This is a genomic window from Spirosoma aerophilum (genome assembly GCF_054782495.1).
On the sequence record NZ_BAAGSJ010000005.1, the window covers coordinates 14198 to 32408 of the forward strand.

Annotated in this window: 11 protein-coding genes; 9 read left to right on the top strand and 2 right to left on the bottom strand. The window is 54.4% G+C overall.

Going from position 1 to position 18211, the window contains the following annotated elements:
- Positions 1-186: 186 nt before the first annotated feature.
- Positions 187-4395 (bottom strand): CheR family methyltransferase, encoded by a 4209-nt coding sequence (locus ACYVK4_RS06495; protein WP_461126680.1) that lies wholly within the window; start codon positions 4393-4395, stop codon positions 187-189.
- A gap of 178 nt (positions 4396-4573) precedes the next feature.
- Between ACYVK4_RS06495 and ACYVK4_RS06500 the strand changes: the two genes are divergently transcribed.
- Positions 4574-5605, top strand: coding sequence for a chemotaxis protein CheB (locus tag ACYVK4_RS06500; RefSeq protein WP_461126681.1), 1032 nt, complete (start codon positions 4574-4576; stop codon positions 5603-5605).
- A gap of 116 nt (positions 5606-5721) precedes the next feature.
- On the opposite strand, the gene ACYVK4_RS06505 is transcribed toward ACYVK4_RS06500, so the two are convergent.
- Positions 5722-6699 carry a glycosyltransferase gene (locus ACYVK4_RS06505; protein WP_461126682.1) on the bottom strand — a complete coding sequence of 326 codons (978 nt, stop codon included), beginning with the start codon at positions 6697-6699 and terminating at the stop codon, positions 5722-5724.
- A gap of 423 nt (positions 6700-7122) precedes the next feature.
- Between ACYVK4_RS06505 and ACYVK4_RS06510 the strand changes: the two genes are divergently transcribed.
- The 8 genes from ACYVK4_RS06510 to aspS all read left to right on the top strand — a co-directional run bounded on the left by ACYVK4_RS06510 (position 7123) and on the right by aspS (position 17765).
- Positions 7123-8430, top strand: coding sequence for a glycosyltransferase family 4 protein (locus tag ACYVK4_RS06510; protein ID WP_461126683.1), 1308 nt, complete (start codon positions 7123-7125; stop codon positions 8428-8430).
- Complete coding sequence (locus ACYVK4_RS06515; protein WP_461126684.1) at positions 8427-9014, top strand: D-glycero-alpha-D-manno-heptose-1,7-bisphosphate 7-phosphatase; 588 nt, start codon at positions 8427-8429, stop codon at positions 9012-9014. Before ACYVK4_RS06510 ends, ACYVK4_RS06515 begins: the two co-directional genes overlap by 4 nt.
- Before the next feature lie 9 nt (positions 9015-9023).
- The gene (gene waaF / locus ACYVK4_RS06520) at positions 9024-10115 is read left to right on the top strand and encodes a lipopolysaccharide heptosyltransferase II (protein ID WP_461126685.1); all 1092 of its coding nucleotides are present in this window, start codon (positions 9024-9026) and stop codon (positions 10113-10115) included.
- Positions 10116-10118: 3 nt separating this feature from the next.
- Positions 10119-11912 (top strand): carbamoyltransferase family protein, encoded by a 1794-nt coding sequence (locus ACYVK4_RS06525; RefSeq protein ID WP_461126686.1) that lies wholly within the window; start codon positions 10119-10121, stop codon positions 11910-11912.
- Positions 11913-11915: 3 nt separating this feature from the next.
- Complete coding sequence (locus ACYVK4_RS06530) at positions 11916-12893, top strand: glycosyltransferase family 2 protein (RefSeq protein WP_461126687.1); 978 nt, start codon at positions 11916-11918, stop codon at positions 12891-12893.
- A 226-nt stretch (positions 12894-13119) separates the two neighbouring features.
- On the top strand, positions 13120-14175 hold the full coding sequence (locus ACYVK4_RS06535) for a glycosyltransferase family 9 protein (RefSeq protein ID WP_461126688.1): 1056 nt from the start codon (positions 13120-13122) through the stop codon (positions 14173-14175).
- Between the two features lie 170 nt (positions 14176-14345).
- Complete coding sequence (locus ACYVK4_RS06540; protein ID WP_461126689.1) at positions 14346-15815, top strand: amidohydrolase; 1470 nt, start codon at positions 14346-14348, stop codon at positions 15813-15815.
- Positions 15816-15995: 180 nt separating this feature from the next.
- Positions 15996-17765: an aspartate--tRNA ligase gene (gene aspS / locus ACYVK4_RS06545; protein WP_461126690.1), complete on the top strand. Its 1770-nt coding sequence runs from the start codon at positions 15996-15998 to the stop codon at positions 17763-17765.
- The last annotated feature ends 446 nt before the right edge of the window (positions 17766-18211 follow it).

The following is an 18211-nucleotide window of genomic DNA, read 5'->3' on the forward strand; positions in this document are numbered from 1 at the left end:
TCTCCATACATACGGCAAAAGTTGCCCTCCCGATACGTAAGCTGAGAAATAATGAGTGGATGGGTGGGTTTCAAGTAGTCGTTGATTCGTAAACAGGTACTCAGCCGACTGGTTTTTTACAGAAGGACATTACCGATCAAGCCCTTAACCAATCGACCGTTTACCTGATTACGACGGCACACGTACTTAATGAAAAAATACCTGAATCAGGGTCCCAGACCCCGGCTCACTCGTCACCTCTACGGTAGCCCGCAGCAAATTGCTGAGTTGCCGGACAATGGAGAGGCCAATACCCTCACCCGATGCGCCAAAGGTACTCGACTGGCGATTGGGCAGCGTTCTGGTCCCGCCCTCATCATTGCGCAGTTGCCGGAGGCTTTGCTCGGGCAATCCCGGTCCTGTATCCTGCACACTAAACTGCCAGCCGTTGGCTTCGTCATTTTTTCCCCAGCTCAGGGTCACCTCTCCGGCAGGCGTGTAGGATATGGCATTCAGGAGCAGATTCTGGGCAATACGACGCACTTTTACCATATCGCCCTGAACGGGTAGCGATTGAGGGCCCGTTATGAGCAGTTTCAGGCCTTTTTCGCCCGCTGACGGCTCCAGGCTGGAACCCAGTTCGCGCAGCAGGTCGGCTGCGTCGAACGCCTGGTGGAACACCTGCTCCTGACCCGACTCCAGCCGCGAGTAGTCCAGAAGCTGGGTTAACAGGTCGGTTACCTGGCTCAGATTCCGGTTGAGCATACTCAGCATTTGTTCCCGTTCTTCTTTGGTATCCATCAGGTTCAGCAAAGCGGCAGCCCCCTGAATAACGCCAAAGCTCCCGCGCAGGTCGTGCGACGTTGTCCGTAGAAATTCGCCCCGCTCCCGAACGTACCGGCGCATCTGCTCCAGATCCTGCATGGTTTGCTGCGAGCGGGCGAGTTCCTGCAACCACCGGTCCTGCTGCAATTCGGCATGTTTGAGGGCCGTAATATCGAGTCCCGTCAAAATGACCCCATCATCCTGCCGGTTAATGGACATACCCAGCCACCGATCCTGTCTGTCCAGGAAATCATGCTGTTCGCGGTAGGCACTCTTTCCGCTTTCGTACACCTGCCGAAGCTGGTCCAGTGTTTCTTCCTGCCATAAGGCCGGAGCCAGTTCAGTGGCCAGCTTGCCCGTCACCTGCCGAATGGGCTGATGCACCATCTGAGCAAATTTGAGGTTGCAAACGATCACCTTAAAATTGACGACCTCACCCTGTTCTGTTTTAACCGCCTTTAATAACCCAACCGATGCCGGCGATGTGTTGAGTACGGCCTGCAAATTCTCGGCCGTATGCACCAGTTCCTGATTGGCCTGGGTCAGCTCCTGCGTACGCTCCTGCACCCGGTTGTCCAGTTCCTGATTGAGGCTCTTCTGCGTATGCACTTCGGCACAAGTGCCAATATAACCGGTAAAGGCGCCATCTGCCCCGAAGGTAGGGCGGGCATTTTCCATCATCCAGCGGTACTCGCCATCGTTACGCTTCAACCGGTATTCGGCCTGATAGGCGACACGGGCATTGAAGCTGGCCAGATAGGTGGCAATGTAATCTTTGCGGTCTTCGGCATGGATGGCCTGGGTCCAGACCTGCCCTTTTTGGCCGTCGAGCGTGCGACCCGTGTAGTCGAGCCAGGCTTTGTTGAAAAAATTATACTGGCCATCCGGACCAGCCACCCAGATCAGCGCGGGGGCATTGTCAATGATATCGTGGAACCAGGCCTGTCGTTCTTCCAGCAGCTGCTGCACCTGACGTTGTTCTGTAACATCTTCAATAGCCAGGAGAATGGCTTCCTGCCGTTGCTGATGAATAACCCGGCGGGCGTGTACCAGCATCAGTTTCTCACCGGCATTGGGAAACTGATGTTTCACTTCAAACCCCCGGATGAACGCATCTTTCTGAATAACTTCTTCCAGTAATTCGCGCAAACGCGGAATGTTCCATTGCCGATTGCCAATTTCATAAATCAGGTACCCAACCGTTTCGGCTTCGCTCAGCCGGAAGGTCTGGTAGAAAGCCAGGTTTGCGCTCTTCACCCGCAAGTCTTTATCGAGGATGAGCGTGGCCTCGCGGATGGTCGCGAAGATGGCTTCGGCATACATGTAAGCCTCCGTGAGCTGATCATTACGCAGCTGTAGTTCATGATTAATGGCCTGTAGCTCTTCATTGCTGGATTCGATTTCCTCTTTGCTCGTTTCCAGTTCTTCGTTGATGCTCTGCAACTCTTCATTGCTGCTGACGATCTCCTCATTGGCCGACTGAAGTTCCTCGTTGGCCACTTCATGTTCTTCAATGATCGCCCGCATCTCCTCCCGCACCAGCACGAGTTCTTCTTCCAACTGGCGAACCCGGCCATTGTGTTCGTCGCCCGGTAGTGTATCGCCGGCATTGACCAGCCCCATATCCTGAAAGAGAATCAAAAACAGTCGCCCGGCGGCTCCGTCCGAGAGCGGCATGACCTCTAGGGCAACCCGGTATTTTTTATCGTTTACGACTAGCTCAAGCCCTTCCCGGCGAATCCGCTGGCCGGTTTTCCGACATTTATGAACGGCCGTACGGATCTCCAGCGCCAACGTCGGACGGGCCATTTTCATCAGGTTCAGGCTGGCTTTCCCCGACGTGTGTTCCAGAAACAGGCTGGTTTCGCCACGAAACTGAATGATGTCCAGTTCCTGATCGACCACCACACTGGCGGGTACGTAGTGGCTTAAAAGTACCTGATCAACTACTTTATCTAAATCAGTCACGGCTTTACGGGCTTTGTTTGTCTGGTTTTTAAACCTGGTTTCCTGGGCAACGGGATCGGATACACGGCCTACGGGTTGTGTATCTTTCCAGTCGACCAGGGGCAGGTTGATCGTTGCACTGACCGATCGCTCGTTCTTCCGGCTGAATACTTTATGGTTCTTGTCTACGGGGGTAAATAAGGCCACGGAGGCAGACACCGTTTCGGACTTACCCAGCAGCAGAAAGCCCGTCGGATTCAATGCATAGTGAAAGGTAATAAGCGCTTTCCGTTGTAGTACTGTATTGAGATAAATTAATAGGTTACGGCAACTCACCAGATCGATTCGGGAAAATGGCGGATCCTTAAAAATATTGTGCGGAGCAAACACACACATATCCCGAATTAGTTTGCTGATCACGAACAGTCCTTCGCCTTTGGTAAAGAAACGTGCCAGTCGCCGGGGGGGTATATTGGTTACTTCGCTTAGGGTATAGGTGCCCTGCCGGGCTCTGGTAATGGCTATTTCGCTCAGGTCAGTCGCAAAAATCTGAATATCCCTGACCGTCCTCAACTCGTCGAGCGCTTCCAGCAGGAGCATAGCCAGCGAGTACACTTCCTGTCCTGTCGAACAGCCTGGTATCCAGATCCGTATAGGCTGGTGATCACTTTTTTGCCTGATCAACTGAGGAAAAATAGTAGTTTTCAAAAACTCCATCGTCTCTTCGTCCCGAAAAAAACTGGTGACGTTGATCAGCAGGTCGTTATAAAGCAATCTGACTTCGGAAGGGTTCTGCAGCAGGTATTGCGCATAGGCGTTCAGGGTATCCAGCTTGTAGAGAACCATGCGCCGGATAATTCGCCGACGGATGGTGGTCATCTTATACTGGCCAAAGTCAACGCCAATAATGTTGCGCAAAAGCTGAATAATTTCCCGCAAATCTTCATCATCGGCATAGGGCGCGTCACTCAGGGCGTCGGTATCAGCAGCACGCTGAAGATCGGCCAGTGCCGTCCGTTGAAAAATAATTGACTGCTGACTCAGCCGCTCCAGTTCGCCCGCCATTCCGGCGGGCGACAAAATCATATCGACGACGCCCTCTGCAATGGCCGACTGGGGCATGTTCTGAAACCTGGCCGACGCATCCTGGGCGAAGGTTATACCGCCAGCTACTTTAATGGCTTTCAGGCCCAGCACGCCATCCTGCGCCATACCCGACAGAATAATTCCCACGGCACCATCTTTCTGACGCTCCGCCAGCGAAATAAGAAATTGATCGATGGGCAAATGTACGGGGGGCTGGTCAGCGGTTTCTGAATCGGGCTCTGCTTTAAGTCGGCGGGGCATGAGGGTAATTACCCCATCGACAATTTCCATGTTTTTGTCAGATGGAATAATATACACATGATTAGGCTCTATTTTAACCAGGTGTTCGGCCTCCACCACGGGCATTGACGTAGTCCGGGCCAGAATAGCCGTTAGGTCATTTTCAGGTCCCGAATTAAAGTGCTGGATATACACATAGGCTAGCCCCGTTGTTGGCGAAAGGGATGTTAACAGGTCAGAAAATGCCTCCAGCCCTCCGGACGATGCGCCAATAGCGACAACGGGAACGGCTACATCAGGTGGATGTTGATCAGACATTGTGTTCAGTTTTCGAAAAAACCAAATGGTGGTTTTGTTGTTGAATAATTTGCTCAGGAACTATTTCCTTTATCTGTTTGAAGATGGAGCCGGTAGAGTCAGGAGCCGAAACTTACTCATATTGGAAGATTAATAAAACAGGTTACTGTTTAGTAAGTGGCCTGAAAGGAGCAAGAAAATGATAAAACGGGATATCGTTGTGATTGGCGCATCGGCCGGTGGCGTACTGGCGCTCAAAGAGTTAGTTGCTTCTTTACCGGCTGATTTCAGTGCTCCTATTTTTATTGTACAGCATGTGGCCCCTTATGCAACAAGCATGATGCCGGCCATTCTCAACCACGTAGGTCCACTCAAAGCCGTTCACCCAATGGATGGCGACCCCATCCAGGCTGGGTACATCTACATCGCTCCGCCGGATCATCACATTCTGGTCGAGTCAGATCGGGTGCTGGTAAAAAAGGGGCCGAAAGAAAACCGGTTCCGCCCGTCAATCGATGCGCTCTTTCGTTCGGCGGCCTACACGTTCGGCTCGCGGGTGATCGGCGTGGTGCTGACGGGCCTGCTCGACGACGGCACATCGGGCATGTGGTCGGTCAAGCGGCTGGGTGGCCTTGGTATCGTTCAGCAACCCGACGATGCCCAATACCCCAGTATGCCCTCCAGCGTACTTGAATATGTTGACGTGGACCACGTTGTCCCGCTGACCGAACTGGCTGCCCTGTTGTACCGTTTGACGACGGAAGAAGATGCACCCACCCCACCGGAACTCTCGCCGGATGAGAAAGAGAGGCTTGAAACCGAGATTAAAATAGCGTCCCAAACTAACGCATTCGAAATGGGAATTTTAGATATGGGCGATCTCACTCCACTGACCTGTCCGGAGTGCAGTGGTGCCCTTGTCCGCTTCAGGGAAGGCAAGCTGATTCGGTTTCGGTGCCATACCGGACACGCCTATACGGCAGGGGCCCTGCTGGCCGAAGTCGACAAATCGGTTGAAGATAACCTCTGGAAATCGGTTCGTGCGATCGAAGAAGCCATTATGCTGCTCGAAGAGTCGGGCCGGGCTTCGGCTGAGGGGGGCGATGCGGCTTCGGCCGAGAAATTCTTCAGCAAAGCCCGGGAAAACCGCGACCGGGCCAATAAGTTACACGAATTCATTTTCCAGCAGGATCCCCTGCTTCAGAAGAAAAGTGTGGAGAGCCCGGGTTAGGACTGAATGACCACCCCCCAACCCCCTCCTAAAACAGGAGAGGGCTTTGTAACGGGCTACCCTTGTTTTAAGCTCCCTCCTGTTTTAGGAGGGGGTTGGGGGGTGGTCATTCAGTCCTAACCCGCCACTTCTTTCCACCTATACGCTGCCGATGTCAGGCTCCTGAAGACATCATTCCAATCCTGCACAAAACGCGCTATGCCGAAATCCCGCAGGGCCAGTTCGCGGGCGTTTTTTCCCATCCGGCGGGCCTCGTCGGGGTTGTCCAATAAAAACTGCATACCCTCGACCAGTTTGGCGGGATCGGCGGAGACAAAGCCGTGCACACCGTTCTGAATAACCGTTGGCAGTTCGGTGGTGGCAACGGCAACAATGGGCATCCCGATGGTCATGGCTTCGATAACGGCCAGCGGCAGACTGCTGTATCGCATAGGACTGAAAAGAAACCGGTATTCCGCCACGGTCCGATGCAGTCGGGAATAGTATATTTCGCCAATACCGCCAATCTCCGCCGACTTCATGCCCGCAACCGTCAGGGGGAGCTGCTGCCGAAACTGATCGAAGAGGTCGAAACCTGCCATTCGGCCCCGGCGGTGCAATTCGTTCACCACCACAATACCCTCCCGTTTCTCACCACGGTACCGAATGGTGGGGTCAATGGCCACGCTATGTTTAATGACCCGGGTGGGTGTGTGGCCGTTATCCCACATCAACCGGTTGTAGTCTGTCACGTGCACGAGAACCACATCGGGGTCGTTGGCCGCCGGGTGCCGGGAGTTGGTAGGGTGTGGTTCGGGCGTGTTGTGTTCGAGGTAGATGGTAGGGCGTTTTCGCTGCTCGGGCGATAGAATCTCGAACCGATCAGCCTGATAGTTTTGGGGTGTCTGGCAAATGATCAGGTCAATATCAAGGTCCCCGACAGCCCCGGCCGGTATTTCCCGCACATAGTCCGGCATGGTCGAGTCTTGGCCACGGCCAATGTAGCCTTCGGACCCGTCGGCTTTAGTCGGCAAATACCAGTTATGTTCGGCTTGTGTAAGGGCAGTTAGATAGGCTCCGTGAATGTGCCAGATCAGAATGTTCAATCGTCGCATGGAAGATGTTTCCTTATGGATAAACAGGGGCGGCAAACGCGCTGTTCACGCCCGTTGAATTGACAGGGCTAACGTAGTCCATCCATCAACTGTTTGCTGTTTTCACCGTTTAGGCGCCTTTTTTTAAGGGCTGGTCCGTTTCCTCATTTTCCGAACCTAAACGCTTCTTCATGCGGCCTTCGACTAACCTTACTTTCGGAGCACGGGTTACCTCTTCACGTCTTCAGTAAGGGCTACCCCACCTCAAAACGATGGACGTTTGAGTAGCAGTTGATTAGTAAACAGGTAATTGGTCGATTAGCTTTCGATACTTAAATAATTAATAATCAAGCTTTTAACCAATCAACCATTTACCTGATCACTACTACACAAGAGATTCGTACCAATTATTTCCTCAATTATCCCAACCTAACGAATTTGGCTATGGACAAAAGGCTAGCGCTTATTTCCGAACATGCGTCGCCAATGGCTACGATTGGCGGTGTTGACGCGGGCGGTCAGAACATTGCGGTGGCCGAGTTGGCCAGTTCGCTGGCCAGGCTAGGTTTTATGGTCGACGTATTTACCCGATGCTGTTCGCCAACGGAGCCTGAGATTGTGCAATGGCAACCCAGAGTTCGTGTCATTCATATACCCGCCGGGCCCCGGCAGTACCTTCCCAAAGAAGCGCTTCTACCTCATATGGATGAGTTTACCCGCAACATGAGCCGGTTTATCCAGAAACAGGTGCTGCCCTACTCCATCATTCACGCCCACTTTTTCATGTCAGGTCTGGTGGCTTTGCGGCTTAAACAAATCCACCGCATTCCATTCGTCATCACGTTCCATGCGCTGGGGTTGGTCCGGCGATTATCCCAGGGCAGCAGCGACGGCTTCCCGATTGAACGCACCATGATCGAAAAGCGGATCATGCAGGACGCCGACGGTATTGTGGCTCTGTGCCCGCAGGACAGCGACGATCTGCTTAAACTGTACGGAGCCGACGCGTCGAAAATTACGATTATCCCCAACGGCTACAACCCCCTCGATTTTTTCCCCATTCGGCAGGAAGTAGCCCGTCAGGCCCTTGGCCTCGATGCCGAGGAACCCACGCTGCTGCAACTTGGCCGCATGGTGCCGCGCAAAGGTGTCGACAATGTCGTTCGGGCACTGGCTCACCTCCGGCAACAGCACAGCATTGCGGCCCGGCTCCTGATCGTTGGCGGTGATTCGCGCCAGCCAGACCCTGTGTGCACGCCTGAAATTGGCCGGCTTCAGCAGCTGGCCGGTGAACTGGGGATAGCCCAGCAGGTCACGTTCACCGGCAGCCGCAACCGGGACGAACTCCGGCATTATTACAGTGCTGCCGATGTGTTCGTGACCACACCCTGGTACGAACCCTTCGGCATCACGCCCCTGGAGGCTATGGCCTGCGGAACGCCCGTCGTCGGGTCGGCCGTTGGCGGCATCAAGCATACGGTTTTGCTGAACAAAACCGGCTTCCTGGTTCCGCCAAACGACCCGGTAGCCCTGGCCGACAAGCTGGCGGTCCTGATTAGCAACAAACCGCTCCGCCAACGCTATAGCCAGCAGGCCGTCCGGCATGTGAAGGAAGGATACACCTGGGCACGAGTGGCGCAGCAAACAGCTGACCTGTATGACCTGGTGACCAATGGCCGCATTCAGACCGGCTTCTGGCTACGCCCCTCCGATTACCAGACAGCATCGATTCCAGTCCCCAACCGGTCGTGAACAAGGCTATTTTTCTGGATAAAGACGGGACGCTGATTCCCGATATCCCCTATAATGTGAACCCGTCCCAAATCACCCTGTATCCGGATACGGGAACCAGTCTGGCCCGGTTGCGGGCGTTTGGCTTCAAGTTGTTTATCATCTCGAACCAGTCTGGGGTAGCACAGGGGTTATTTCCCGAGTATAAACTGTCGAAAGTCTGGGATCGGCTGACGCAGTTGCTGAGTCCTTTCGGGGCAGAGCCGGACGGCGTTTATTATTGCCCGCACTATCCCGGCGGGGTGATGCCCGCGTATAGCCAGGCATGCAGCTGCCGCAAACCCCAGCCAGGTTTGCTGCTCAGAGCCGCGCAGGAGCATACCATCGACCTGAGCCGTTCCTGGATGGTTGGTGATATTCTGAACGACGTGGAGGCCGGCAACCGGGCGGGGTGCCGGACAGTGCTGATCGACCGGGGGAACGAAACCGAATGGTTCATCAATACCTATCGGCTGCCAACAGCCCGGGCAAACTCCCTGATGGAGGCTACCGATTATATTCTAGCCAACGATGCAAAACGTGTGCTGACCCAACCCTTTACCTAACAATTTCCAATGAATTTCTGGAAAGATGGCTTGCGTATTCTGTGCATCAGGCTGGATAACCTGGGTGATGTGTTGATGACAACACCCGCTTTCCGGGCAATGAAAAAGACCTGGCCCGGCTGTCACCTGACTCTGCTGACCTCATCGGTCGGGGCAGCTGTGGCCGGGTTTATTCCCGAGATCGACCACGCCATTTCGTTCGATGTGCCCTGGGTGTCGGGGCAGAGCAACCAGCCCGAACGGGTGCTGGAACTGACCAGCCACCTCCGGCAGCAGTCGTTCGATGCCGCCATTATTTTTACGGTCCAAAGTCAGAATCCGCTGCCGGCAGCCATGCTGTGCTATCTGGCGGGGATTCCAAGAGTGCTGGGCTATTGCCGGGAGAACCCCTACCAACTAATGACCGACTGGGTTCCCGATCCGGAAATTCTGGTGGCCACCCGGCATGAAGTTGTTCGACAACTGGAACTGGTACAAACCATTGGTTGCCATACCAACGATCAGCACCTGTCGTTCGCCCTGTCCGTTACCGACCGACAGCAGGCCCGCCAAACCCTGACAGCCACCGGACTGGACCTTCAGCGGCCCTGGCTGGTACTGCATCCGGGCGTTAGCGAAGCCAAACGACGGTACCCGGCCGAACAGTTTGCCCAGGCGGCTTCCCGGCTGATTCAGGAGTTTGGCTACCAGATCGTTCTGACGGGCAGTAAGGACGAACGTTCCCTCACCCAGTCGATTCTGGATCAGCTCGACGGACAGGCGGTAGATCTGGCCGGTTCGCTGACGATTGGCCAGCTGGCAGGCCTCATCGCCGAAGCGCCACTGCTCATTGCCAACAACACCGGGCCGGTCCACATAGCCGCGGCCACCGGAACCCCCGTGGTAGTGCTGTATGCCAAAACGAATCCGCAGCACACGCCCTGGCAGGTGCCGAATCGGGTGCTGTATGTCGATGTACCCGCTGACCTTCGCTCAAAAAATCAATTGTTACAGCAGTTCCCGGAACCGACCGAAACCCGGTCGTCACCCCAGGATATTGTCCGGGCCGTTCAGGAACTCATGGCCGAACGGCACCCTATTTCGTTAACCCTCAACGTATAGTTTATGTACACATTAGGCATCAATGCGGCTTTTCATGACCCTGCCGCCACCCTAGTTAAAGACGGTATTGTGCTGGCAGCCGCCGAAGAGGAACGCTTCACACATGTTAAACACGGCAAACGTCCCATCCCTTTTTCCACCTACGAACTTCCCTATAACGCCATTGACTTTTGTTTGAAAACGGCCGGCATTACCCTGACCGACGTTGACCACATCGCCTATTCCTTCGACCCGTCGCTGATGATCGGCGATCATCACGATAAGAAGACCGTTGAAATTCCCCTTCGGCCGGGCGTTACCTCGCTCAACGGCTGGCCGAATCCCTACGACGGGCTCTTTCTATCGTCTATCCTGAACGCACCGGGGCATCTGGTCGATGGGGTGCCGCTGCATCTGGCCGATCGATTCCGGGGAGCGACGGCGCAGGGGCCGTACCAGTGGCATTTTGTGAACCATCACCTGGCCCATGCCGCCAGCGCCTTTCTGCCGAGTCCTTACGAACGGGCGGCTGTACTGGTGCTCGACGGCCGGGGCGAAGTAGCCACTACGAGCTACTGGCTGGGCGAAGGCAACGAGATGACCCTGCTGGGCGACGTAAAACTGCCGCATTCGCTGGGGCTGTTGTATGAGCAGCTGACCACCTATCTGGGCTTTCTGCACTCGTCGGATGAGTACAAAGTGATGGCCGTAGCCTCCTACGGGCAACCGCTGTATGTCGATTATTTCCGACAGGTCATTCAGATTGGCGAGGAGGGCCAGTACACTATTGCCCCGCTACGACTGGAAGAAACGTTTGGCCCCGCCCGCCGACGGGGTGGCCCGCTGGAACAGTTTCACTTCGATCTGGCACACTCGGTACAGGTTGTTCTGGAAGAAACCGTGCTGCAATTGCTGACCTGGCTCCACGAGAAAACACAGGCCGACTCGGTTTGTCTGGCGGGCGGGGTGGCCCTCAACTGCGTCATGAATGCCCGTCTGCGCGACCGGGGACCCTTCAAAAACATCTGGATACAACCCGCAGCGGGCGATGCCGGTACCGCCCTCGGAGCCGCCATGTGGATAGATGCACAACAACGGGAAGAGGCCACCCGCCACGAGCGACGGTACGAAATGCACCACGCCTACCTCGGCCCCAGCTTCAGCAACGCCGAAATCGAGTCGTTCCTCCGCTGGTCGAAGCTTCCCTACCGTCGCCTGACCGATCGGGCGCAGGAGGTGGCGGCCTATCTGGCATCGGGCCATATCATTGGCTGGTTTCAGGAGGGCATGGAATTTGGCCCGCGCGCTCTGGGTGCCCGTTCCATTCTGGCTCCGCCTTTTCCGGCCGAGATGCAGGCAAAGCTCAATGACCTGAAAGACCGCGAAGATTTCCGCCCCGTGGCTCCGGCCGTGCTGGAGGAAGCCGCTGACACCTATTTCCTGAATGCCCGTCAATCGCCCTTCATGCTGTTCGTCAACGATGTACGCCCTGAAATGGTCGATGCCATACCTGCCGTGACGCATACGGACGGAACGGCCCGGATTCAGACAGTCAACGAGCAGCAGAACAAGCCCTATTACGACCTTATCAAAGCCTTTGCCGAACAAACGGGCGTGCCGGTACTGGTCAACACCTCGTTTAATACACGGGGAGAACCGGTTGTGTGTACCCCCCGGGATGCGGTAGAGTCGTTCTGGACGTCGCCCCTCGACGCGCTGGTAATTGGCTCGTTCATGCTCGTCAAAAACAGTGCTGACCACCAGGGCGCGTACGATCAGCTGGCCCAACAGGAACCCCTCACCGCCGACGCTCAGTAAACTATGCATCAACCGGTCGTTACTGTTGTCATTCCCACCTACCAACGGCACGCTCTGCTACGCAACTGCCTGGCGGCTCTGGCACAGCAACAACTACCTAAAGACCAGTTTGAGGTGCTGGTAGTCGACGATGGGAATGAACCCGCCGTGGCCGAACTCCTGCAAGCCGTTTTTCAGCAAACAGGGTTGTCGGTCCGGTATCTGGGGCAATCACAGCGCCGGGGTCCGGCAGCGGCCCGCAACGCAGGCTGGCAGTCGGCCCGGACCCCGTACATCGCCTTCACCGACGATGACTGTTTGCCCCAGCCCGACTGGCTGAGTATTGGTCTGTCCCAATTTAACCGGGGCGCGCAGGTAATAACAGGTCGGGTCAGGATGCCATTGCCGGAGCAGCCTACCCACCACGACAAAACAACGGCCTTGCTGGAAACGGCAGAGTTCGTTACGGCTAACTTGTTCTGTCGCCGGTCGGTGCTGGAGCAGGTTGGCGGTTTCGACGAGCGGTTCGACATTGCGTGGCGCGAAGACAGCGATCTGCATTTTAAGATCTTACGCGCCCGCATCCCGATCCTGGCCTGCCCCGAAGCGGTGATTATTCATCCGCTGCGGCCCGCTCCCTGGTATGCGCCCCTCCGCGACGAGCGTAAAAACCGTTACGATGCCCTGCTTTTCAAGAAGCATCCGGCCTTGTTTCGGGAGCGTATTCCGGCCTACAGATGGCTGGTCATCCGATATTACAGCAGCGTGCTGGCTTTTTTCATTGGGCTGCTGGGCCTGGCAACGGGCCATGGGCAGGCAGCGGCTTTGGGTCTGGGCTTTTGGTTGCTGCTGACGCTGCTGTTGATGACGGATCGATTATCGGGCCAGCCGGTTAAGGGGGAGTCTATCAAAGGAGCTTTTCTAACGAGTGTGGCGAGCCCTTTTTTATCCGTTTACTGGCGGCTGTATGGTGCCTTTTCGTACCGCGTCTGGTACTGGTGATGGAACGCAGATTTTTATGATTCTTATGACAAGGTATGATTTTTATAAGTTTTCAAGAACCAGTGAATTGAGCAATCGAACGAATTTATTGAACACAGAGACGGTCCGCCGTGGCGGCACCGAGAACACAGAGATTAAATTACAAAAAGTCAGAAGATTAATCTCTTTGTTCAATAAATCTGAATTGGGATTGTATCATCTTTAATCATAAAAACCATAAAAATCTGTGTTCCATCCCGTAGATAAGCTGACTACATCCCTCGGGCGTGCCCCGCAACGCATTGCCATTTTTCGGGCCATCAAACTGGGTGATCTGCTATGCGCCGTGCCTGCCTTCAGGGCGTTGCGAACGGCCTTTCCGGTGGCACACATCGCGCTGATGGGCTTACCGTGGGCGGAGGAATTCGTAGCGAGTTACCCGCAATATTTCGATGAGTTCGTCGACTTCCCCGGCTGGCCCGGCCTACCCGAACAACCCGTCGACCCCGTTCGTACGGTGCTTTTTTTAGAACAGATGCAGTCCCGCCAGTGGGATGTTGTACTTCAGATGCAGGGCAATGGAACGCTGGTCAACGCCATGCTGAGCCTGTTGAATGCAAAAGCACTGGCGGGCTATTATCCCGAAGGCGTACCGTCGGAAGCGTGGGTGGCCAGCACGGGCTTGTTCATGCCCTACCCTATTGTCAGTCATGAGGTGCTCCGGCACGTGCGTCTGATGAGCTTTCTGGGCATTACCCCACAAGGGTACGACCTCGAATTTGCACCCGGCGAAACGGCACTGCGACAAGCGTTAAACCTGGTCTCGACCCTGAAGCTGGAGCCAGGACGCTACGTATGCCTGCACCCCGGCGGTGTGTCGGGTCGGCGGTGGCCCGCGCAACGCTTTGCCGAAGTGGCTGATGCCCTGGCCGAACGGGGCTATGCGGTCGTGCTGACCGGAACACCCGGCGAAGTGCCCATCGTAGAAGACGTGCGGGCGCAGATGACCCACCCGGCCGTTTCGCTAGCGGGTCAAACGACCTTGCGTTTGCTGGGAGCCATCCTTCATTTTAGTGCTCTGTTAGTCAGCAACGACACCGGCGTAGCGCACCTGGCAACGGCCTGCCATACGCCCAGTGTTATCATTTTCACCTCCGCCGACCCCGCCGAATGGGGACCCCTGGACACCAAACGCCACCATGTTATTCATGAAGATGACGCGCAGGGTGCTCAGGGAGTAGTCGCTGAAGCTATATCGTTATTAGGGATAGATTATGACACAGAGATGCACAGAGAAAAATGAGATACACAGAGGTATTTTTTCTCTGTGCATCTCTGTGTCATAACTTTTCTAACAATAAACCATTTTTTATTTGGGCAATTACAACGTAATCCTAATGAAATTGACGTACTCGTGTTTTTATCCTAATTTTATGGATTCTCACGTCTACTTATCCGAATACAACTAACTCCATGCGATCACAACTCCTTACCGTAGCGCTGTTGCTGCCCCTGCTTACATTGGCACAACCCAAACCCAAAAAGGCATCACCCGCAGCTGTCGACAAAGACAAACAGGCGATCCTTGCCGACCTGGATAAGCGGTCGCCCGAATTTGCGGGCATCTCCAAACAAATCTGGGACTTTGCCGAATTGGGCTACATGGAAGAAAAGAGTTCGAAGTTGCTGGAAGAGCAACTTGTAAAAGAAGGCTTCGACGTGAAAACCGGCGTTGCAGGTATTCCAACGGCCTTTGTCGCTACCTACGGCTCCGGCAAACCCATCATCGGAATCCTGGGCGAATATGATGCCCTTCCGGGCCTCGCTACCGAAGCCAAACCCGATTTTACACCCATTCAGGGACAACGGGGCGGCCATGGTTGCGGTCATAACCTGTTCGGAACAGCCTCTATGGCAGCGGCTATCGAAGTAAAAAACTGGCTCAAATCATCCGGTCATTCGGGAACGATCAAAATTTACGGCTGCCCGGCCGAAGAGGGTGGCGCGGGAAAAGTGTATATGGTACGCGAAGGCCTGTTCAACGATGTCGACGTGGTATTGCACTGGCACCCCGGCTCGCAGAATGCCGCCGATGCAGGTACATCGCTGGCGAATAAAAACGCCAAGTTCCGCTTCCGGGGGATTGCGGCCCACGCAGCCGCTTCGCCCGAACGGGGCCGGTCGGCGCTGGATGGCGTTGAAGCCATGAACTACATGGTCAACATGATGCGCGAACATATCCCGCAGGACACCCGCATTCACTACGTGATCACCAAAGGGGGTGATGCTCCCAACGTGGTACCGGCCTTTGCCGAAGTGTATTACTACGCCCGGCATAAAGACCGCGACGTGCTGCTCAGTATTTGGAAGCGCATTGAAAACGCGGCCGAAGGCGCGGCTAAAGGCACCGGAACCAAGGTAGAGTGGGAAGTGCTGGGTGGCGTATTTAACCTCCTGCCCAACGTTACGCTGGCCGAAGTGATGCACCAGAACCTGAAAACGGTGGGTGGCATTACCTACACCCCCGAAGAAACGGCGTTCGCCGAAAAGATCAGCGAAACGTTTGGTGAACAAAAAGTGCCGGTTACCAACGCGGCTCTGATAAAAGATTTCCGGGATGCCTCCGAAAGTGCTACCAGTGGCGGCTCAACCGACGTCGGCGACGTGAGCTGGGCGGTCCCCACCGTTGGCCTGTCGACGGCGACCTGGGTACCGGGCTCATCGGCCCACAGCTGGCAGTCGACGGCGGCCAGTGGCATGAGCATCGGGCAGAAAGGCATGATCGTAGCTGCCAAGACACTCGCCCTGACGGCCCTGGACTTGTACAAGACCCCTACCCTCATTGAGAAAGCCCGTGCTGAATGGATACAGAAGCGCGGAGCCAACTTTAAATACGAAGCCTTACTCGGCGACAGAAAGCCAGCATTGGATTACCGGAAGTAGCCTTGTCCCGTGCGATTGAAGTCTGTACCTTTGCGGGAGAATTCAAAGAGTGAAAGAAAGAGCGAAAGAGTGAATAAGTGAAAGAGCGGAATCATTTTCGCCGACACGCTTCACTCTTTCACTCCGCTTCGGCGGTCCGATTTCGTTCTTTCACTCTTTCACTCTTTCGCTCTTTACCTAATGCTGCGTACACACACCTGCGGAGAACTCCGCCTTACCGACCACAACACCACCGCCACCCTTTGCGGCTGGGTCCAAACCATCCGCGACAAAGGCGGTGTTTTATGGATTGACCTCCGTGACCGCTACGGAATTACCCAACTTTTACTCGAAGACGGACAAACAGCCCCTGAACTGTTCACCATTGCCCGTTCGCTCGGTCGTGAGTTTGTTGTGAAAGCCACGGGCACGGTGATCGAACGGAAATCGAAAAATCCGAATATCCCTACCGGCGACATTGAACTGAAAGTAACCTCGCTGGAGGTGCTGAACCCCGCCAAGCTTCCTCCTTTCCTGATCGAAGATGAAACCGACGGGGGCGATGATCTCCGCATGAAATACCGGTATCTGGACCTGCGTCGGAACCCCGTTCGGAAAAGCCTCGAACTGCGTCACCGGATGGCGCAGCAAACGCGGGTGTACATGGATGGGCAGGACTTCATCGAAGTAGAAACGCCGGTCCTGATCAAATCGACACCCGAAGGCGCACGGGATTTTGTGGTGCCCAGCCGCATGAATCCGGGTGAATTTTACGCCCTGCCGCAATCACCACAAACCTTTAAGCAACTGCTGATGGTGTCGGGTTTTGACCGGTACTACCAGATCGTGAAGTGTTTCCGGGACGAGGACCTCCGCGCCGACCGTCAGCCGGAATTCACGCAGATCGACTGCGAAATGTCGTTTGTGGAGCAGGAAGACATCCTGAATATGTTTGAAGGACTGGTTCGCCACCTGTTCAAAGCCGTTAAAGGCATCGACATGGCCACGGTGCCCCGCATGACCTATGCCGACGCTATGAAGTTCTACGGCTCCGACAAGCCCGACACCCGCTTCGGCATGGAGTTCGTTGAATTGAAAGCGCCTTTCGATACCGTCGACATGACGTCGGGCAAAGGGTTCGGCGTGTTTGACTCGGCCGAACTGGTCGTGGGTATCAACGCTACAGGTTGCGCCCATTATACCCGCAAACAACTCGATGAACTGACCGATTGGATAAAGCGTCCGCAGATTGGTGCCAAAGGGCTGATCTATGTTCGCTATAATGAAGATGGCAGCCTGAAATCGTCCGTCGACAAATTTTATTCCGAAACCGATCTGAAAGCCTGGGCCGCTCACTTTGGTGCCAAACCCGGCGATTTGATGCTGATCATATCGGGCGATTGTGCGAAAGCCCGCAAACAACTTAGCGAACTGCGGCTGGAAATGGGCAGCCGGTTAGGCCTCCGCGATCCAAACGTATTCAGTACGTTATGGGTGCTTGATTTCCCGCTGCTGGAGTTTGGCGAAGAAGAGAACCGCTGGTTTGCCATGCACCACCCGTTCACCTCGCCCAAGCCGGAAGATATTCCGTTGCTCGACACCGATCTGGGGGCCGTTCGGGCCAACGCCTATGACCTGGTCATCAATGGAACCGAAGTTGGTGGCGGCTCAATCCGTATTTTCAACCGCGATCTACAGGCACGCATGTTCAGCATTCTGGGATTCTCGGACGAAGAGGCCAAAGCGCAGTTCGGATTTCTGATGGATGCCTTCGAGTTTGGAGCTCCTCCGCACGGTGGTATTGCGTTTGGGTTCGACCGGCTCTGTTCGCTCTTCGGTGGTGCCGACTCGATCCGCGACTTTATCGCCTTCCCGAAAAACAACTCGGGTCGGGATGTCATGATCGACTCCCCCTCCCCCATTTCGCAGGCGCAGTTAAACGAGCTAAAAATTGCTACGATAGCGAAGTAGATCGTTGTTCATACCATAAACGAAGCCCTCAACGAGCATTATAACTCGTTGAGGGCTTCGTTTATGGTATGATTTGACCCGCTCTGCTAATTGTCACCGTAAAATCGTTAATAAATAAATATAGTTTGAAAGAATTAATCTAGCTTAAGATAATTATATAAGATTCCCAATTTCAATTACATAAACAGATAATATTATAGACAAAATGAATTATATTCAATAATAAAGTTTTGACAACAATCAGCTGTTTATATATTTAATATATTAGTATATACTAAGTAGTTTTTTAGCTATTATCACATCTTTGTAGGTAAAACTATAGGCATAAAAATTGCACAGAGTCTAAGGACTTTATCTAATTTTTAACCTATAGAATATGTATATATCTTTTCGATTAATTAGGTTACTTATATATTATTTTATCCCTGTATTTTCTTATGCTCAAC